15 protein-coding genes are annotated in these 19,267 nt (G+C 49.1%); 14 read left to right on the top strand and 1 reads right to left on the bottom strand.

Features of this window, described 5'->3' with window-relative positions:
• Window positions 1–100: 100 nt before the first annotated feature.
• The 14 genes from uvrA (at window position 101) to PGS38_RS07290 (ending at window position 18,028) form a co-directional block, all read left to right on the top strand.
• A complete protein-coding gene (gene uvrA / locus PGS38_RS07225; RefSeq protein ID WP_117509506.1) occupies window positions 101–2,929 on the top strand; it encodes an excinuclease ABC subunit UvrA in 2,829 nt (942 codons plus the stop codon).
• Window positions 2,930–3,097: 168 nt separating this feature from the next.
• On the top strand, window positions 3,098–4,096 hold the full coding sequence (gene mreB / locus PGS38_RS07230) for a rod shape-determining protein (RefSeq protein WP_022462222.1): 999 nt from the start codon (window positions 3,098–3,100) through the stop codon (window positions 4,094–4,096).
• A 6-nt stretch (window positions 4,097–4,102) separates the two neighbouring features.
• Window positions 4,103–6,358, top strand: a complete 2,256-nt coding sequence (gene recD2, locus PGS38_RS07235; RefSeq protein ID WP_119188536.1) for an SF1B family DNA helicase RecD2 — start codon at window positions 4,103–4,105, stop codon at window positions 6,356–6,358.
• Between the two features lie 66 nt (window positions 6,359–6,424).
• Window positions 6,425–7,144, top strand: a complete 720-nt coding sequence (locus tag PGS38_RS07240) for a ComF family protein (RefSeq protein WP_158578787.1) — start codon at window positions 6,425–6,427, stop codon at window positions 7,142–7,144.
• Between the two features lie 89 nt (window positions 7,145–7,233).
• On the top strand, window positions 7,234–7,665 hold the full coding sequence (locus PGS38_RS07245; protein WP_022462226.1) for a hypothetical protein: 432 nt from the start codon (window positions 7,234–7,236) through the stop codon (window positions 7,663–7,665).
• Window positions 7,662–8,840: a hypothetical protein gene (locus PGS38_RS07250; RefSeq protein ID WP_118639982.1), complete on the top strand. Its 1,179-nt coding sequence runs from the start codon at window positions 7,662–7,664 to the stop codon at window positions 8,838–8,840. The genes PGS38_RS07245 and PGS38_RS07250 overlap by 4 nt, the downstream gene beginning before the upstream one ends.
• Window positions 8,841–8,896: 56 nt before the next feature.
• Complete coding sequence (gene cdaA / locus PGS38_RS07255; RefSeq protein WP_330410111.1) at window positions 8,897–9,784, top strand: diadenylate cyclase CdaA; 888 nt, start codon at window positions 8,897–8,899, stop codon at window positions 9,782–9,784.
• Entirely contained in the window at window positions 9,781–11,097 is a 1,317-nt protein-coding gene (locus PGS38_RS07260) for a CdaR family protein (RefSeq protein ID WP_158554979.1), read from the top strand. The genes cdaA and PGS38_RS07260 overlap by 4 nt, the downstream gene beginning before the upstream one ends.
• 11 nt (window positions 11,098–11,108) lie before the next feature.
• Complete coding sequence (locus tag PGS38_RS07265; RefSeq protein ID WP_022462230.1) at window positions 11,109–11,381, top strand: HPr family phosphocarrier protein; 273 nt, start codon at window positions 11,109–11,111, stop codon at window positions 11,379–11,381.
• Between the two features lie 12 nt (window positions 11,382–11,393).
• Entirely contained in the window at window positions 11,394–12,494 is a 1,101-nt protein-coding gene (gene glf, locus PGS38_RS07270; protein WP_119188533.1) for a UDP-galactopyranose mutase, read from the top strand.
• Between the two features lie 128 nt (window positions 12,495–12,622).
• Window positions 12,623–13,723, top strand: coding sequence for an LCP family protein (locus PGS38_RS07275; RefSeq protein ID WP_158565815.1), 1,101 nt, complete (start codon window positions 12,623–12,625; stop codon window positions 13,721–13,723).
• 187 nt (window positions 13,724–13,910) lie between these two features.
• Window positions 13,911–16,526, top strand: a complete 2,616-nt coding sequence (locus PGS38_RS07280; protein ID WP_117761058.1) for a L,D-transpeptidase family protein — start codon at window positions 13,911–13,913, stop codon at window positions 16,524–16,526.
• A 111-nt stretch (window positions 16,527–16,637) separates the two neighbouring features.
• Window positions 16,638–17,519 carry an ATP-dependent sacrificial sulfur transferase LarE gene (larE, locus tag PGS38_RS07285; RefSeq protein ID WP_330410110.1) on the top strand — a complete coding sequence of 294 codons (882 nt, stop codon included), beginning with the start codon at window positions 16,638–16,640 and terminating at the stop codon, window positions 17,517–17,519.
• Window positions 17,516–18,028 (top strand): dihydrofolate reductase, encoded by a 513-nt coding sequence (locus tag PGS38_RS07290; RefSeq protein ID WP_055218639.1) that lies wholly within the window; start codon window positions 17,516–17,518, stop codon window positions 18,026–18,028. Before larE ends, PGS38_RS07290 begins: the two co-directional genes overlap by 4 nt.
• Window positions 18,029–18,107: 79 nt before the next feature.
• Here the strand turns inward: PGS38_RS07290 and PGS38_RS07295 are convergent, their stop codons facing one another.
• Complete coding sequence (locus tag PGS38_RS07295; protein ID WP_270476101.1) at window positions 18,108–19,256, bottom strand: toxic anion resistance protein; 1,149 nt, start codon at window positions 19,254–19,256, stop codon at window positions 18,108–18,110.
• Between the last annotated feature and the right edge of the window lie 11 nt (window positions 19,257–19,267).

Below are 19,267 nucleotides of genomic sequence, written 5' to 3' on the forward strand. Positions count from 1 at the left end.
ATGTTTGCATAACGCACGGCGGTGTGCTATAATGGGAGAAAACGAGACAAGATTCCTGTCCCTGTCCGGACAGGGATTCCAATTAATAAGAGGAACAGTTATGGCAGAGAAAAAAGAGTTTATCAGAATACGGGGAGCCAGGGAGAACAACCTGAAAGCACTGAATGTCGATATCCCCAGAAACCAGTTTGTTGTATTTACGGGCCTCAGCGGTTCAGGAAAGAGTTCGCTTGCGTTTGACACGATCTATGCGGAGGGCCAGCGGCGGTACATGGAGAGCCTTTCCTCCTACGCGCGCCAGTTCTTAGGACAGATGGAAAAACCGAATGTGGACAGCATCGAAGGCCTGCCGCCTGCTATTTCGATCGATCAGAAATCGACGAACCGGAACCCGCGTTCCACCGTCGGAACCGTGACGGAGATTTACGATTACTTCCGTCTTCTGTACGCGAGAATCGGTATTCCGCACTGCCCGAAGTGCGGAAAAGTCATCAGCCGCCAGTCGGTGGACCAGATGGTCGATCAGATCATGGCACTCCCGGAGCGGACGAAAATCCAGCTTCTCGCGCCGGTTGTGCGCGGCCGCAAGGGAAGACACGAAAAGGTGCTCGAACAGGCAAAACGCAGCGGCTATGTCCGCGTGATGATCGACGGCAGCCAGTATGAGCTGTCCGAGGAGATTACGCTGGATAAGAACCTGAAACACAACATTTCCATTATTGTGGACCGTCTTGTAGTCAAACCGGACATTGAGAAACGTCTGACGGATTCCGTCGAGAATGTACTGGATCTGGCGGACGGCCTTCTGGTGGTCGACACGATGGACGGAAATCAGCTCAACTTCAGCCAGAGCTTTTCCTGCCCGGACTGCGGCATCAGCATGGAGGAGATTGAGCCGAGAAGCTTTTCCTTCAACAACCCGTTCGGCGCCTGCCCGAGCTGTGCCGGCCTTGGCTACAAGATGGAGTTCGACGAGGATCTGATGATTCCGGACAAGACCGTATCCATCGCAGACGGAGCCATCACCGTGCTCGGCTGGCAGTCCTGCACGGACAAATCGAGCTATACGAGAGCCATTCTCGATGCGCTCGCAGAGGAGTACGATTTTTCCCTTTCCACTCCGTTCTGTGAATATCCGAAAAAAATCCACGATATCCTGATTTACGGAACGAACGGAAAATCCGTCAAGGTGCATTACCGCGGTCAGCGCGGCGTCGGTGTGTACGATGTGGCTTTTGAGGGGCTGATCAAAAATGTAGAGCGCCGCTACCGTGAGACCGGATCGGATTCTACAAAACAGGAATACGAAACCTTCATGCGTGTGACCCCGTGCCAGGCGTGCCATGGCCAGCGTCTGAAACCGACGTCGCTTGGTGTGACGGTCGGAGATAAAAATATTTTTGAAGTAACATCCCTTTCCATCGACAATCTGCAGAAGTTTATGCAGAACCTCGAACTCTCCGAACAGCAGCTGCTGATCGGAAAGCAGATTTTAAAAGAGATCCGTGCGCGTGTGAGCTTCCTTGCGGATGTCGGATTAAACTATCTGACCCTGGCGCGTGGAACGGCATCGCTGTCCGGCGGTGAGGCGCAGAGAATCCGTCTGGCAACGCAGATCGGCTCCGGCCTTGTCGGTGTCGCCTATATTCTCGACGAGCCGAGCATCGGTCTTCACCAGAGAGACAACGACAAACTTCTCGCGACGCTGAAACATCTGCGTGACCTCGGAAACAGCCTGATCGTCGTGGAGCACGACGAGGATACGATGCGCGCCGCTGACTGCGTTGTCGATATCGGCCCGGGAGCCGGTGAGCACGGCGGAGAGCTGGTGGCGATCGGAACGGCGGAAGATCTGATGAAAAATCCGAATTCCATCACCGGAAAATACTTAAGCGGAGAGCTGAAAATTCCGGTTCCGTCCGAGCGCAGAAAGCCGACGGGCTGGCTGAAGGTAGTCGGAGCAAAAGAGCACAATCTGAAAAATATCAACGTGAATTTCCCGCTCGGTGTCATGACCTGCGTGACCGGAGTCTCCGGATCGGGAAAGAGTTCCCTTGTCAATGAAATTCTGTACAAACGGCTGGCAAGAGATCTGAACCGTGCGCGGACGATTCCGGGTGCACACAAAGACATCATCGGTATGGAACAGCTCGATAAGGTCATCGACATCGACCAGTCCCCGATCGGAAGAACACCGCGTTCCAATCCGGCAACGTACACAGGTCTGTTCGATCAGATCCGCGATCTGTTTGCGGCAACGCAGGATGCCAAGGCGCGCGGCTACAAGAAGGGAAGATTCAGTTTTAATGTGAAGGGCGGCCGATGCGAGGCCTGCGGCGGCGACGGTATCCTGAAGATCGAAATGCACTTCCTGCCGGATGTCTATGTGCCGTGTGAGGTCTGCCATGGAAAACGGTACAACCGTGAGACACTGGAAGTCAAATACAAAGGAAAGAGCATCTACGATGTGCTGAATATGACGGTCGAGGAGGCACTGGAATTCTTCAGGCCGGTACCATCGATTTTCCGGAAATTACAGACCCTGTACGATGTCGGCCTTTCCTACATCCGCCTCGGCCAGCCGTCCACCACGCTGTCCGGTGGAGAAGCGCAGCGTATCAAGCTCGCAGCAGAGCTGAGCCGCCGCGGCACGGGAAAAACGATCTACATTCTCGACGAGCCGACGACGGGACTTCATTTTGCGGATGTCCACAAACTGGTGGAGATTCTGCACCGCCTGTCCGAGGGCGGAAATACCGTCGTTGTCATCGAACACAATCTGGATGTCATCAAGACGGCGGACTATATTATTGATATCGGACCGGAGGGCGGAGACGGCGGCGGAACCGTGATTGCGTGCGGAACGCCGGAGGAAGTGGCCAAGAGCCCGGTATCCTACACCGGAAAATATGTCGAAAAATATCTCTAAAAAATCCTTTCCATTTTAAAAGGGATTGTATATAATAAGAAGCGGGTTGGGTTCAGAGCACATTCGATCCTTTTGGGTTTCGGGTGTTTTGAACCCGAACTTATTCTATACAAATTTCAAACAGATTAAAATAAAGAAAAATAAAAGAGAACAGGAAAGGGGATTACTATGGCTGCAACGACCGATATCGGAATTGATCTGGGGACGTCCAGCATCCTGGTCTATGCCAAGGGAAAAGGCATTGTATTAAAGGAGCCGTCCGTAGTTGCGTATGATAAAGATGCAGATAAAGTACGGGCAATTGGAGAAGAAGCGCGTCAGATGATTGGACGGACACCGGGCAATATTATGGCGGTCCGGCCCATGCGGCAGGGCGTGATCACGGACTTTCTGATCACCGAGCGCATGCTGCGCTACTTTATCCAGAAGGCAATGGGAAGAAGAGCATTCCGGAAACCGAGAATCAGCATCTGTGTGCCGTCCGGTGTGACGGAAGTAGAGCGGAAGGCTGTGGAGGAGGCAACGTACCAGGCGGGAGCCCGGGAAGTGCTGATCGTGCCGGAGCCGGTGGCAGCGGCAATCGGATCCGGAATTGACATTACGAAACCATGCGGAAATATGATCGTGGACATCGGTGGAGGCACGACGGATATCGCTGTGATCTCGCTTGCGGGAACCGTTGTTTCCAATTCGGTCAAGATTTCCAGTGAGACATTTGACCAGGATATCATCCGCTATGTACGGAAAACATACAACGTATTTATCGGAGAACAGACCGCAGAGGCAGTGAAAATCCGGATTGGTTCCGCTTATCCGCGGGCCGAGGAGAAAACGATGGAGATCAAGGGAAGAAACGTCATCACCGGACTTCCGGCGACGATTACGGTTTCCTCCGACGAAATCCGAGGTGCCCTTGCCCAGACGACAAACCAGATTGCGGACGCGATCTGTGCCGTGCTGGAAAAAACGCCGCCGGAACTGGCATCCGATGTTTCCGACCGCGGCATTATCCTGACCGGAGGCGGCAGTCTCCTTGACGGAATGGACGAGCTGATCCAGGAGCGGACCGGCATCAATACCGTGACAGCAGAAAATCCGGCGAGCGTCGTTGCGCTTGGAACCGGCCAGTACCGCGAAGTGATGAATGAATTTGAAAGCCAGTTTTGATAAAAGATGAGTGAAAAAGAAAAAGTAGAAGGCTACGTAGAACACATTATTTTCCGAAATGAGGAGAACGGCTATACCGTCCTGAATCTGAGCATGAAGGGGCGCGAGCTGACATGCGTCGGCACGCTTCCGATGATCGGAGAGGGCGAGCTGATCGAGGCTTCCGGAGATTATATTGAACATGCTGCCTATGGAAAGCAGTTCCGCATTGAATCCTATGAGACGAAAGTTCCACAGGATTCTGTTGCATTGGAGCGGTATCTCGGTTCCGGTGCGATCAAAGGAGTCGGTGCGGCGCTGGCGGCAAGAATTGTGCGCCGCTTCGGTGACGATACGCTTCGGATCATCGAGGAAGAGCCGGAGCGCCTCGCGGAGGTAAAGGGAATCAGCGAGCGGAAAGCGCGTGAAATTGCACAGCAGGTGGCAGAAAAGGCCGAAATGCAGAATGCGATGATTTTCCTCTCGGGATATGGCATTGCGCTGAATCTCGGTGCAAAGATTTATCAGCAGTACGGGGACAATGTGTACCGGATTTTAAAGGAAAACCCGTATAAAATGGCGGAAGATATCGCAGGCGTGGGATTTCGGACGGCGGATGAGATTGCCGGAAAAATCGGGATTGCCGTGGACAGCGAATTCCGCATCAAGAGCGGTCTTTCGTATGTGCTGAATCAGGCGACGGCAGAAGGCCATGTCTATCTGCCGGAACCGGTGCTGCTTCGGAGAGGGCAGGAACTTCTCGGCGTAGAACCGGAGCGGATGCAGAAATCTCTGCAGGATATGGCAATCGACAAAAAAGCGGTCATCCGCGAGCTCCCGGCCGAACGGGAAGGGGATGAGCCGCTGCGGATTGTGTACGCCAGCCAGTATTATTATCTGGAACTGAGTACGGCGCGCATGCTGCATGAGCTGAATATTACATGCGAGGAAGACCGTGAGGCAATCGAAAAGCGGATCGGAAAGATCGAGAAAAAATATCAGATCGAGCTGGATGAGATGCAGAAGACGGCAGTCGTTGAGGCGGCATACAGCGGTCTTATGATCCTGACCGGAGGGCCCGGAACCGGAAAAACGACGACCATCAATGCGATGATCCATTATTTTGAGGCAGAAGGCCTCGACATTTTCCTGGCAGCGCCGACCGGAAGAGCGGCGAAACGAATGACAGAGGCAACTGGCTGTGAGGCATGCACGATCCATCGTCTTCTGGAACTGACGGGAAATGTGGATGACTCCTCGGCAAATGTGCATTTTGAGCGGAACGCAGATAATCCGCTCGACGCGGATGTCATCATCATTGATGAGATGTCGATGGTTGATATCCACCTGATGCATGCCCTTCTTTCCGCGATTGTGCCGGGAACAAGGCTGATCCTGGTGGGAGACCAGAACCAGCTTCCAAGTGTCGGCCCGGGCAGTGTCCTCCGGGATCTGATCCGTTCGGAATGCTTTCCGATTGTCTGCCTGACACACATTTTCCGGCAGGCATCCCAGAGCGATATTGTTGTCAATGCACATAAGATCCATAATGGGGAAGAGGTTATACTGGACAATAAGAGCAAAGATTTCTTCTTTTTGAAACGGTACGATGTCAACGTGATCTGGAAAGTGCTGGTGACGCTGGTGTCCCAGAAACTGCCGCGTTATGTGGATGCCCGCCCGCAGGATATCCAGATTCTGACTCCGATGCGGAAAGGTGCACTCGGCGTGGAAAATCTGAATCAGATTCTGCAGAAATATCTGAACCCGCCCGCACCGGACAAAGCCGAGCGGGAAAATGGAGGTAATATCCTCCGCGAGGGCGACAAGGTCATGCAGATCCGCAACAATTACCAGATGGAGTGGGAAATCCGCGGCATCAACGGAATCGTGGCGGAGCGCGGTATGGGTGTATTCAACGGAGACCTCGGCATGATCCGGAGCATCAACCCGTATACCGAGGTGATCACCGTGGAGTTTGAGGAAGGAAAATTCGCAGACTATACGTTCAAACAGGCGGACGAGCTGGAGCTCGCCTACGCCACAACGATACATAAAGCGCAGGGAAGCGAGTACCCGGCGGTTGTGATTCCGCTGCTCGGCGGCCCGCGCATGCTGATGACGCGGAATCTTTTGTATACGGCCGTGACGAGAGCCAGAAAGTGCGTCACCATCGTTGGAAGTGATGTGACATTCCAGGCAATGATCGGAAATCATATCGAGGCGAACCGGTATACAACGCTCGCCAGAAGAATCTGGGAAATGCAGGAAGAAAACGTGTAAACACGTTTTTCCGGGGCATGGATGCGGCTGCATCCGGCAGAGTGGATAAGGGAAAGCGCAGGTTACATGAAAGAAAAAAATAAAACAGGAAACTGGCTTTTAAACGCAGTTTATCCGAGACGATGTCCCATCTGTGACGGACTGCTGTCACGTGAGGAGCTGTATCTATGCCGGAATTGTGTGGAAAAGATCCATCCGATTCTGGGCGCGCGGTGCAAAAAATGCGGGAAACCCGTGGGAAGTGAGGAAGAGTTCTGCCGGGACTGCAGCAGAACGAGGCACAGCTTCGACCGCGGTTTTGCGCCGTACGGTTACCACGGGGAACTTGAGGCTTCCCTGATGCGGTTCAAATATCATGAACGGCAGGAATACGCCGGATTTTATGCTCACGCGGCGTTTTTCTATGTGGGAAAGCAGATCCAGAGAAGAAATCCGGAGGTGCTCGTTCCGGTGCCGCTTCATCCGGCAAGACAGCGGCAGCGCGGCTACAATCAGGCGGAGGTATTTGCAGAAAAGCTGGCAGAAGAAATGGAACTTCCCATGAATGCCCGCCTGATCCGCCGTGTGAAAAAAACAAAACGCCAGAAAGAGCTTGGTCCCGCCGAGCGGCGGAAAAACCTGGAGGGAGCTTTTGCATTGGCAAAGCCGGGGCAGATGAAATATTGCCGGATTCTTCTGGTAGATGACATTTACACAACGGGAAGCACGGTTGATGCCATTGCGTCACTGTTGAAAGTGAATGGAGCAGAACAGGTGGATTTTGTTTGTGCGGCAATTGTAAAATAGTGTGTGAATATTTTGAGAATAGCTTTCCAATATCGGAAACATATGGTAAAATAAACATAATTTAGAACGGGAAGAGGAGACCAAGAGGCATGTTGGACGAAAAAAGGATTCGTCAGATGACAAAACTGGCTTTTTTCGAAAAAAAAGAAGAAAAAAATGCCTTACGAATCGGCCGCTATTTTCGGAGTGATTACATCGGAAAAGAGCTTCTGAAAAATTTTTTTCTGGCTTCCATCGGATACATTCTGGTACTTGCGGTTGCAGTCTTATATCATATTGAATGGTTGGTGGACGAGATAGACACAATCGACCTGCAGTTTGCAGCAGGGTGTCTGATCGCGTCCTATCTGTGTTTTCTGGCAGTCTATTCCATTGCCGTGTATGTGATCAGCACGATCCGTTACCAGGGAGCACAGAAAAAGCTGAAATGGTATGGAAAAGAGCTGGATGACCTGCAGAACATGTATGAGGAACAGGAAAAAAGCGGGAAGAAATCCGGGCGCAGGAGGAAGGAAACATGACAGTATTGATTGAACTGAAAGAAAAATTAAAAGAGTTTTACGGCTCCTGCAGCGGAATCGTACTTCCGATTGTGAAATTTCTGCTCGCTCTTGCTGTATTTCGTGGTATTAATTCCAATCTCGGCTATCTGAAGATGCTGAACAGCATGTATGTGGTATTGATTCTGTCACTGATCTGCGCCATCCTGCCATTGAATGGAATGGTTTTCCTTGCAATGCTGGTGATCATCGGCCACTGCTTTGCACTTCACATGGTAGTCGCGGGTCTTGCGGCGCTGGTTCTGCTGGTGCTCTGGTTTCTATATCTTCGCTTTGTGCCGAAGGATGCGCCGGCACTCCTTTTGACACCGCTCGCATTCTGGCTTCACGTGCCATCTGCCGTTCCGGTTGCCTATGGTCTTGCCGGCACGCCGCTCTCTGCATTTTCAGCAGCCTGCGGTGTCGTTGTCTACTATATGTGCGACATGATTCACGGAAAAATGGAGCCGCTGCTTCATGCGGCGGAAGCACCGGAGATCACGGCAGTCGTACAGGAATTTTTCAACGGCCTCTTCCGCAATGAGGAAATGCTGCTGGTTCTGATCGCCTGCGCACTGACCGTACTTCTTGTCAATGCAATCCGCCACAGCAGTGCGGACTATGCATGGCAGATTTCCATTGTGGCAGGTTCGGTTGCCTATGCGGTTATTATGATTGCCGGAAGCCTGGCACTGGATGTACAGATTGCACTCCCGATGGTTCTGATCGGGGCGGCGGCCGGCTGTCTGGTTGGATTTGTTCTGGAGTTTTTCCTGTTCGGTGCAGACTACACCCGGACAGAATACCTGGAATATGATGACGACGATTATTATTACTACGTAAAAGCCGTTCCAAAATTCAATGTGACAAAGGCACAGCGCTGTGTGACTTATATTCGGAATGAAAAGAAAAAAGAACCGGATCTGACAGACGAGGAACTCGATGCTCTGGCAAATCTTGGACATACAGAAGAATCCGGGAACAGCAGGGATCTTGATGAGATCGAGGAAAAAGAAGAAATAGAAGAAATAAACGAAACAGAAGAAATAAACGAAACAGAAGAAATTCAGGAAGAAGAAATTCCGCCGCTGGACGAGGGCGATTATCAGGATGTGGATTATAAGAGCATGCTGGAGGACACCTTAAAGGATCTTTAAAAGAATTTTGAAAATCAGAAGAAAACCGGCCGGGGGAAAAGAAAGGAAGTGACAGTGTGCGTGGCGTGTGGAACTGGATTGTCACAAGAACGGCAGACTACGGGCTGCCAAAACAAATTGAACTGATTGATATTGTGCAGATTCTGCTCATTGCATTTTTCGTCTATCACCTGATCCGCTGGCTGCAGAATACAAAGGCCTATACGCTGATGAAAGGTATTTTTCTGATTGGTGTCTTTGTCATCATTGCAAACGTGCTGAAAATGCAGACGATTCTGTGGCTGTTCGGAAACATCGGCGGGGCGGCGATCACAGCGGTTGTAATTATCTTTCAGCCGGAGCTTCGAAGAGTGGTCGAGCAGATTGGAGAAAAGAATCCGCTGTCTGCCATTTCTTTTGCGAGCGGCCAGGAGGAAAATGAACGGTTCAGTGACAAAACCATCAATGAACTGGTAAGGGCCAGTTTTGAAATGGGAGAAGTAAAGACCGGAGCGCTGATCGTCATCGAAAAGACTATCACCCTGGAGGAATATGAAAAGACCGGAATCCCGATTGACGGCGTTCTGACCAGCCAGCTGCTGATCAATATTTTCGAACACAATACGCCGCTGCACGACGGAGCCGTGATTGTACGGAACAACCGTGTCACGGCAGCAACATGTTACCTGCCGCTGTCCGACAACATGGATCTGAACAAGAATCTTGGAACACGCCACCGTGCAGGTGTCGGCATCAGTGAGGTGACGGATTCCTTTACGATTATTGTCTCCGAGGAAACCGGAAATGTGTCGTATGCTTCCGGCGGAGAACTCCACACGGCAGTAACACCGAGCGACCTTCGGGAGCAGCTTCACAAAATCCAGAAGCTCGCGAAAAAACCGGAAGAGAAGAAAGGATGGCATATCCGTGGAATGCGTCAGAAAGTGGAGGGAGAGAAGAAATGAAAAAGAAAATTCTGAAAAAGCTTCTGAACAATCTCCCTTTGAAAATTCTTTCTATCCTGATTGCCATTGTAATCTGGTACGTTGTGGTCAGTGTGAATGACCCGATTGTGAAAGAGCGCTTTGATGTCCCCGTGCAGGTGACCAATGAAGCCTACATCGCAGCCGGAAAGAAAACATACCAGATTGCGGAGGAATACCAGACGGTCACGGTTACTGTCACGGACAACAACTCGGTTGTCAGCCGGCTGAAAGCATCGGATATCACTGTCACGGCCGATCTGACCCAGATTGTGACGATGGATACAAACCCGGTTTATGTGCCGATCAAGGCAGCGTGCTCCATGGTAAAACAGGAAAAACTGAGCACAGTGACAGCAACGATCCCTGTGGAAATCGAGGATGTGGACAGCGAAAAATTCCCGATCACAATTGACGCAGGAAATACGAAACCGGCAAAAGATTACGAAGTGGGAACGATGACTTCCGATCCGGAGAGCATCACCATTTCCGGCCCGACGTCCCTGATCAATAAGATCAGCAGTGTGGTGGCAAAAGTAGATGTAACCAATATGCGGAATTCCGGAACCGTCACGGCGGATCTGATGATTATTGATAAAAACCAGGATGAGATGCCGGAATCCCAGATGGAATTTTTGAATTTCGACAGCGGCTCCCCGCAGGTGGATGTGGATATTGAACTGTGGCGCCGTGTATCCGGTATTAAGCTGAGTGCACTGTACAGCGGAACTCCGGCAGACGGCTATCAGATTAAAAATATCTATACCACACCGGAGGAAATCACCGTTGCCGGATCCGAGGAGGCACTTGCAAAGCTGGCGGATGAAGGCAATACGATTGAAATTCCGGAAGACTATACCTCCGTTGCAGGACAGCGCTCCGATGTGGAGACGACGGTTGACTTAAGCGATGTTCTCGCCGATGTGACAGATCTGAAAGTATCTTCCAGTTCGTCTGCATCCGTTACCGTTCACGTAACGGTTATGCCGAATGAGAGCAGGGAATTTGAACTTGATGTCGATCAGATCGAGACGGGCAATCTTCAGTCCACTTATACCGTTCTGTATGATCAGACACAGCTTGCAATCCGCATTAAAGCATCGGACAAAAATCTGGCCAAATTAGATACTTCCCAGATCAACGCATCCATAGATCTGAATGGAATGGGTGTCGGGGATTACGAGGTACCGGTAAAAATCACACTGCCGGATGGCTATGAGCTCGTAGACAGTGTCAAGACAACGATTCATATCAAAGAAAAAGCAGTAGCAAATAAAACGACAGGAACAAATTAGGAGGGAAACCAATGGTAAGCGGAAAAGTGACCGTGAAAAATCCAACCGGCCTTCATCTTCGCCCGGCCGGAACCCTGTGCAAACAGGCGATGCAGTTTAAATCATCTATTACATTCCACTACGGAGATGGAAATACAGCAAATGCAAAGAGCGTCTTAAGCGTCCTTGGCGCATGCGTCAAATGCGGAGACGAAATTGAGCTGTTCTGCGAGGGAGAGGACGAGGAGGAAGCTCTGCAGTTCCTTGTCAATTCCATCCGGACGGGACTTGGGGAAGAACTGTAAGGAGAAAGAACAATGAAGAAATATGATTATGTTCTGGTTGGCGCCGGTCTGTATTCCGGAGTGATTGCTTATCTTGCCGGTCAGGCAGGGAAAAGCTGTCTTGTACTGGAACGAAGAGATCATACAGGCGGAAATATTTACTGCGAAGAAATCGAGGGAATTCATGTACACAAGTATGGAGCGCATATTTTCCATACTTCGAATAAAGAGGTGTGGCAGTTTGTCAATTCGCTGGCAGAATTCAACCGTTATACAAACTCGCCGATTGCCAACTACAAAGGCGAAATTTATAATATGCCGTTCAATATGAATACCTTCAGTAAAATGTGGGGAATCCGCACACCGGAAGAGGCGAAAACAATCATCGAAGAGCAGAGAAAAGCTGTTCCGGGAGAGCCGAAAAATCTGGAAGAGCAGGCGATCAAACTGGTTGGAAAAGATATTTATGAAAAGCTGGTTAAGGGTTATACAGAAAAGCAGTGGGGAAGAGATTGCAGTGAGCTGCCGAGCTTTATCATCAAACGGCTTCCGGTGCGCTTTACGTATGACAACAACTATTTCAATGACCTTTATCAGGGAATTCCGATTGGAGGCTATAACGTTCTGACAGAGCGGCTTTTTGAAAAAGCGGATGTACAGACAGGTGTTGATTTTCTGGAAGATAAAGAAAAGTACCTGGCGATGGGTGAGACGGTGATTTACACCGGAGCGATTGATGCGTTTTACGATTATGCACTTGGCAAGCTGGAATACCGTACGGTGCGCTTTGAAACAGAAGTGCTGGATACCGACAATTATCAGGGCGTAGCTGTAGTAAACTACACCGATCGGGAGACACCGTATACGCGTGTGATCGAACACAAGCATTTCGAATTCGGAACCCAGAAAAAGACCGTCATTTCCAGAGAGTATTCCACCGACTGGAAAGAGGGGATGGAGCCGTACTACCCGGTGAATGATGCCAGAAACCAGGAACTTTATCAGAAATATGCCGCACTTGCGGAAAAAGAAGAGAAGATTATCTTTGGCGGAAGACTTGGAGAATACAAGTATTACGATATGGACAAAGTCATTGAGGCTGCACTGAACCAGTGGGAGAAAATGCAGCGGTAGGAAAAAGAACTGCAAACGGAAATCAATCAAAACGGACTGCACACTTGACAGCAGTCCGTTTTTTGACTATATTATAAACGATATCCGGCTGGAAAATACCGGAAAATAAGAAAATGAAAGAGGTCGTTATGAGAAAAGAATATGATGACGAGGATGAAATCCCGGAAAGACGCCATTCCTCAGGAAAGAAAAAGAAGAAATTCGGCTGGGTTAATGTGCTCACCATCCTTCTCGTAGTTGTACTGGTTGTGCTCGTCGGTGTCTATGCTGTAATCAATCACTATTACAGCAAGAGTAACTACGTAAGCGATGATAAAATCACGATCAATAAATCCACAGAGGTTGAGACAGAAAGTACCGGGTTGACTGATGAGGAGACGGATGCCCTGCAGTCTGAGATTTTAAATGAGACACAGGACATTGAACTTCCAAACAACAATAACGTGTACAACATTCTGCTGATCGGTGTTGACCGTCGTGACAAAACGTGGTATGGAAACTCCGATTCCATGATTCTGATGTCCATCAATAAAGATACAAAACAGATCCACATGACATCCTTTATGCGTGACCTGTATGCAAATATCCCGGATGTCGGTGTGAAAAAACTGAATGCAGCCTGCGCATATGGCGGCGGTCCGCTGGTTGTACGAACCATCGAGGACAACTACAAACTGCCGATTGACAATTATGCAAGTGTTGACTTCGATTCCATGATTGACATTATCGATGCCATCGGCGGAATCGAGCTTTCGCCGAGCGATGATGAAATCCGTGTAGCGAACCAATATGTTGATGAAATGTGCAGACTCCGTAATGTGGATGCTTCCGCCCATCAGTATACAGCAGGCGGAGAGCAGCATGTGGATGGCTATCAGGCAGTTGCATATGCAAGAATCCGTTACGTTGGAAATTCTGATTATCAGAGAACGGAGCGTCAGCGAGAGGTTTTAAGCAAGATGATGCAGAAAATGAAATCGTCAAGCGTAACAGAACTGAGTGCACTGGCGGATACCATTCTTCCAAGTGTTACCCATAACATTGATCAGTCTACATTGATGACATTGATCGGAGAGCTGCCGACAATTCTGTCCTACGAGATTGTACAGAGCCGTGTACCGTACGACGACTTGTACTCCAGCAAGGGTGAGATGCTTGTTCCGGACTTCGCAGCAACCATCTCGAGACTTCAGACAGAGATCTATGGATCTACCACGGTAAACGAATAAAAGAACAGTAAAAAGCCTTCTGTTTCCGGTCAGAAAACCGGGGTCAGGAGGTTTTTTCTGCCCGAAAAACAGGAAAAAACCATAAGAAATTTGTAAGGTATTTTACCGGCGGATAACTTGAAATAGATGGAAAAATGTAGTAAGCTATAAATTGTATAAGAGTAAAAAAATGGGAGGATGAATAAGAATGAAAAGAAAGTTTCTGGCCGCAGCCGTACTTGGCGTCATGGTAAGTGTTACACCAGCCGGTGCATATGCAGCTTCTACAGAAACCAGTCCATTACCGGTAAATTCGGAAAGTGATACTGTAGCTCAGGCCGAAGACGAAGAAACGACTCCGACTCCGGCGCCAACTGAGACCCCAGAGGTTACACCGAGTGAGACTCCGGCTCCAACCGAGGCACCGACCGCAACACCAACCGTAACACCAACTGAGACCCCTTCCGAGACACCGACGCCGAGCGCAACTCCGGCTCCGGAAGTAAGTAATCTGAAGGAAGGCTGGAACAGCGTTGAAAAAGATGGAAAGAAACAGTTTCAGTACGGAGTTCTGGATGAGAATAATAAGGTGGTAGCTGCTACCGGACCAATAGAAATCGACGGCGTCGATTATGCGTTTGACGAAAATGGCTATATGCTGACCGGTGAAGTAGAGCTGACGGATGAAGATGGAAAAACCGGAATCTACTACTTTGAGACAGAAGGGGAAGATCCTGCAAAAGATGAACTTGGTTCGAGACAGCAGGGTATTTGTGAAGGAAAAGTATTTGCACCGGAACTGAAAAAAAATGAACTTGTTACCATCAAATTTGAGGATGGCAGTGTGGATGATTACTATGCCGATGAAGAAGGCTATGCAGTCTGGAGCACAACTCAGAAAGTAGGAGATGTAACATATCTGTTTGGCAATGATGGAACCCGCGTAAAAGAGGCAGGTTTCCAGACTGTTGTTGATGAAAACAATGTAACGCATACCTATTATCTGAATGCAGAAGACAGCACTGTATCTCTTGGAAATCACAATGCGTATCAGCAGGGAGATCGTACGGTAAGCTGGTTGACGGTTGGCTCTAACTGGTACTTAGTGGATGCGGAAACAGGGGAACTTCTTTCAGGATGGCAAAAGGTAGATACAGCAATCTACTATATGAAACCAGCTTCCTTTGATGCAAACGGAAATTTGAAAGATGGAAGTTTCGAGATGGAAACCGGTAATCAGAAAAATAAATCCGGCTGGGCACAGATTGATGGAAAATGGTACAGCTTCTGCAGCTGGGGCGGCGTACGGACAGGCTGGTTCAATTACGATGGAAATAAATATTATCTCCATGAAGACGGTCATATGGAAGACAACGCGCTGAATGTGAACGGAACCATGTATCTCTTCAAGAGCTGGGGCGGCATGTGTGTCAACGATGTTGGAAGCTATAATGGAAATTATTATTACGTTGGTGCTGACGGAGCCGTTTCGACGACAACAGGATGGAAAAAAATTAAAACCAGCACGCAGACAATCTGGTACTGGGCAACTGCAGACGGCGGAAAACTGCTGACGAATTCCTGGCTGGATTACAATGGAAACAGCTATTATCTGAAAGCCGATGGAAAAATGGCTTTTAATGAGTGGCTGGATAACACCTATTACTTCCGCAGCTGGGGTGCGGCCTACAAAAACGCATGGGCAAAAGTCAACAATGTATGGTATTATTTTGACGGAAATGGAAAGAAATATACCAGCGGCTGGCTGACCTACAAAGGAAATAAGTATTATCTGAAATCCGATGGAACCATGCTTGCCAATGAATGGCTCGATGGAAAATACTACTTCAAGAGCTGGGGTGGTATGTATAAAAACGAATGGGGCAAGTCCGGCGATACCTGGTACTGGTTTAATGCAGATGGAACCAAACGGACGCAAAAAGGCTGGTTCCTCTATGATAAAAATTATTATTATCTGGATAAAGATGGAAAAATGCTGACCGGCTGGGTTTACCATGACGGTAACTATTATTACATGAAGAGCTGGGGCGGCATGGCACATGACGAGTGGATTCTTCATGATAAGAACTGGTACTACTTCAAGAGCTGGGGCGGCATGTACCATGATCAGTGGCTGACACTGAACGGTTCTCAGTATTATTTCCGCAGCTGGGGCGGAAGATATCAGAACTGCACCGCTACGATCAATGGAAAACAGTACAAATTCGATGCTTCCGGACGCAGAATCACGGAAGGATGGGAGTACATCGGAAAATACCGCCGTTACCGCAAAGCAGACGGTTCTTTGATGGAGGATGTGACAAGCATCTTCAATCCGTCATCCAAATACATCACAGTAGACAGAACCCGCGGACGTGTCACCATTTACGGCTATAACAGTGCAACCGGTTCTTACGATACCCCGATCAAATCAATGATCTGCTCCGTAGGAAATCCAATCAGTTACACTGCAGCAGGAACATATAAAATCGGCTGGCAGTTGAAAAAGAAGCAAATGAGAGGTGAAGATTATGTGTGCTGGGCACCATATGTATCACAGATTTATGACGCTGTTTACTTCCATGGCGTAGCAAGCAGCACACCGGATCTGAATATGATCTCTGCCGTAGACTTCAATTCCCTGGGATCACCGATGTCACATGGTTGTGTCAGACTGACTGCAATCGATGCAAAATGGATTTATGATAACGTCAGCAGCGGAACAACGGTCCGCATTGGCGACAATCTGGATTATCCGCTGACAAACCCGACCCGTTATACCTGGACAGGCGGTGCTTTCGGAAGCGATCCGACATATCGATAAAAAATAGAACAGGAATACCTGTATGAGAAAATCCATCGGGGCAGCAGTGCCGCCGATGGATTTTCTGATAAGAAGACATCGGCCATTTTACAGGAAAGGAAGACAGATACGATGGAATTACAGGAAAAGAAAAAGAACCGGACAGAACAGAAAACAGATATGCAGAATAAGGAAAAAGCATTGCTTACCCAACTTGACGAGATTGCAAAACAGGATCTCTGTCTGGCATTCTCCGGCGGTGTGGACAGCAGTCTGCTGCTGAAGCTTGTCATGGATGCATCTGCAAAATATGGAACAAAGGTTTATGCAGTAACCTTTCAGACACGGCTGCATCCGCCCTGCGACCTGGAGACAGCGACAAGAGTAGCAAAGGAGGTTGGCGCTGTTCATGAGGTCCTTTTTGTTGATGAGCTGGAGCAGGAGGCAATCCGTTACAATCCGGAAAACCGCTGCTATCTCTGTAAGCACTATCTATTTGGGAAACTTCTGGAATTTGCCCGCGATCACGGTGTCACCCAGGTACTCGACGGAACAAATGAGGATGACCTTCATGTCTACCGGCCGGGGCGAAAAGCGCTGAGAGAATATGGTGTCATCAGCCCGCTTGCAGCGTGTCATGTGACAAAAACAGAGGTAAAAGCACTTGCTGCAAAGTACGGCGTTTCCGTAGCACACCGTCCATCCACTCCATGTATGGCGACACGCCTTCCCTACGGGGCAGAAATTAACTATGACGTTCTGGATCGGATTGCGGACGGCGAAGCATGGCTTCATACGCTGTTCGGTGCGGAAGAGAATCTCCGTCTGCGTGTACATGGCGATGTGGTGCGTCTTGAAATCTCACCGGAGCGTATGGGGGAAGTGCTTGAGAAGAGAGAAGAAATGATTGCATATCTGAAAAAGCTCGGCTTTTCTTACCTGACGATGGATCTGGAAGGGTTCCGTTCCGGCAGTATGGATGAGAAAATAACACAGAAAGAGGAAACAAAATGAAAGCAATTTTAAGTGCGGACCGCAAATGGGGTCTGGGATATCAGGGACGGCTGCTGGTAAGTATTCCGTCTGATCTGCGGTTCTTCCGTGAAACTACGATGGGACACGTTGTCGTGATGGGAAGAAAGACACTTGCTACACTCCCGGCAGGCCAGCCGTTAAAAGGCAGAACGAATATTATTTTAAGCCGTGATCCGGAATGGACTGTCCGCGGCGCAACCGTTGTCCACAGTATCAAAGAGCTGATGGAAGTGTTAAAGCCGTATGAGGACGACGATATTTATGTTGCGGGCGGCGGAGAAATTTACCGTCAGCTTCTCCCATACTGTGATACGGCATACGTCACACGAATTGACATGACGTATCAGGCGGATACCTTCTTTGAGGATCTTGACGAATCACCGGATTGGGAGATGGTAGAAGAGGGCGATGAGCAGACCTGCTTTGATATTGAATTTTATTTCACGGAATACCGAAGAAAGAATGAAAAGGCAGAACGCCCGAGATAAGGGTAAGACAGGACGTAAAAAACGGAGAAACCACAGAAAAAGCGGCTTCTCCGTTTTTTTATATAGGATACAAAAAGTATCAGTGCTGTCCGCCTGCAGAAAGCTCCAGCATTTTTTTCTTAATATCATTTTCGAGCTGTACCAGCTCAACTTCAGCGGCGGCACGTTTCTGGCGGCCGTCCTCCTGAATCTTCATCACTTCATCGAGGGTAGAGATCAGGCTCTGGTTCGTCTGTTTTAAGGTTTCCATATCGACGATACCGCGCTCAGATTCTTTTGCAGTCTCGATCGTTGCCATCTTCAGATTCTCCGCATTCTTTTTCAGAAGCTCATTTGTCATATCCGAAACCTGGCGCTGTGCTTTGGCAGCCTCAGTCGAGTGATGAACGCCGAGTGCAATGATCATCTGGTTTTTCCAGAGCGGAATGGTGTTGACGAGTGTGGATTGGATCTTTTCGGCCATTACAGAATCGCTGTTCTGAATCATGCGGATCTGCGGCGCTGTCTGGATCGAAACCATACGGGTCAGTTCCAGATCATACAGTTTCTTCTCAAATCGGTTGCAGAGATCTTCGAGATCCTTGGCAGCCTGTGCATCTTCGGCCTTTCCGGTCATCTGCGCTTTATTCTGCAGATCACGGAGTTCTGTGGAACGTACCAGCTCCAGCTTTTTCTTTCCTGCGAGAATGTACATGGTCAGCTCTTTAAAATAATTCAGGTTCTGTGCATACATCTGATCCAGAATGGCAATGTCTTTCAGAAGCTGCCGCTGGTGGCCGTCGAGCACGTCACAGATTTTATTGACATTCACCTCTGCCTTGTCATACTTCGCTTTCATTGCATTGATTTTGTTCGTGCTTTTCTTAAAGAAAGAGAATGGTCCCTTTTCTTCTTCTGCGTCAAACGTTTTCAGCTCTGTCACAACAGAGGTGAGCAGATCGCCGATTTCCCCGAGATCTTTGCTTCTGACGTTCTCCAGCGTTTTCTCGGAAAAGTCTGCCATTTTCTTCTGTGCACCGGCACCGTACTGCAGAATGCCGTTTGTATTGGCAAGATCAATCTGGGAAACAAAGGCATCCACCATGGCTTTCTGTTCGTCGGACAGAACAGAATCATCCATGACCTCTTTCTTTTCTTCCGGCTGCTGTACCGGAAGTTCCGGTTCCGGCTCCGGAGCGCCGAAACTTAAGCTTGGAATTTCAGTGGTGTCCTTTACAAAATCATTCATGTTTTCTATTC

The sequence above is a fragment of the Fusicatenibacter saccharivorans genome (assembly GCF_027667425.1).
Classification (GTDB): domain Bacteria; phylum Bacillota; class Clostridia; order Lachnospirales; family Lachnospiraceae; genus Fusicatenibacter; species Fusicatenibacter saccharivorans.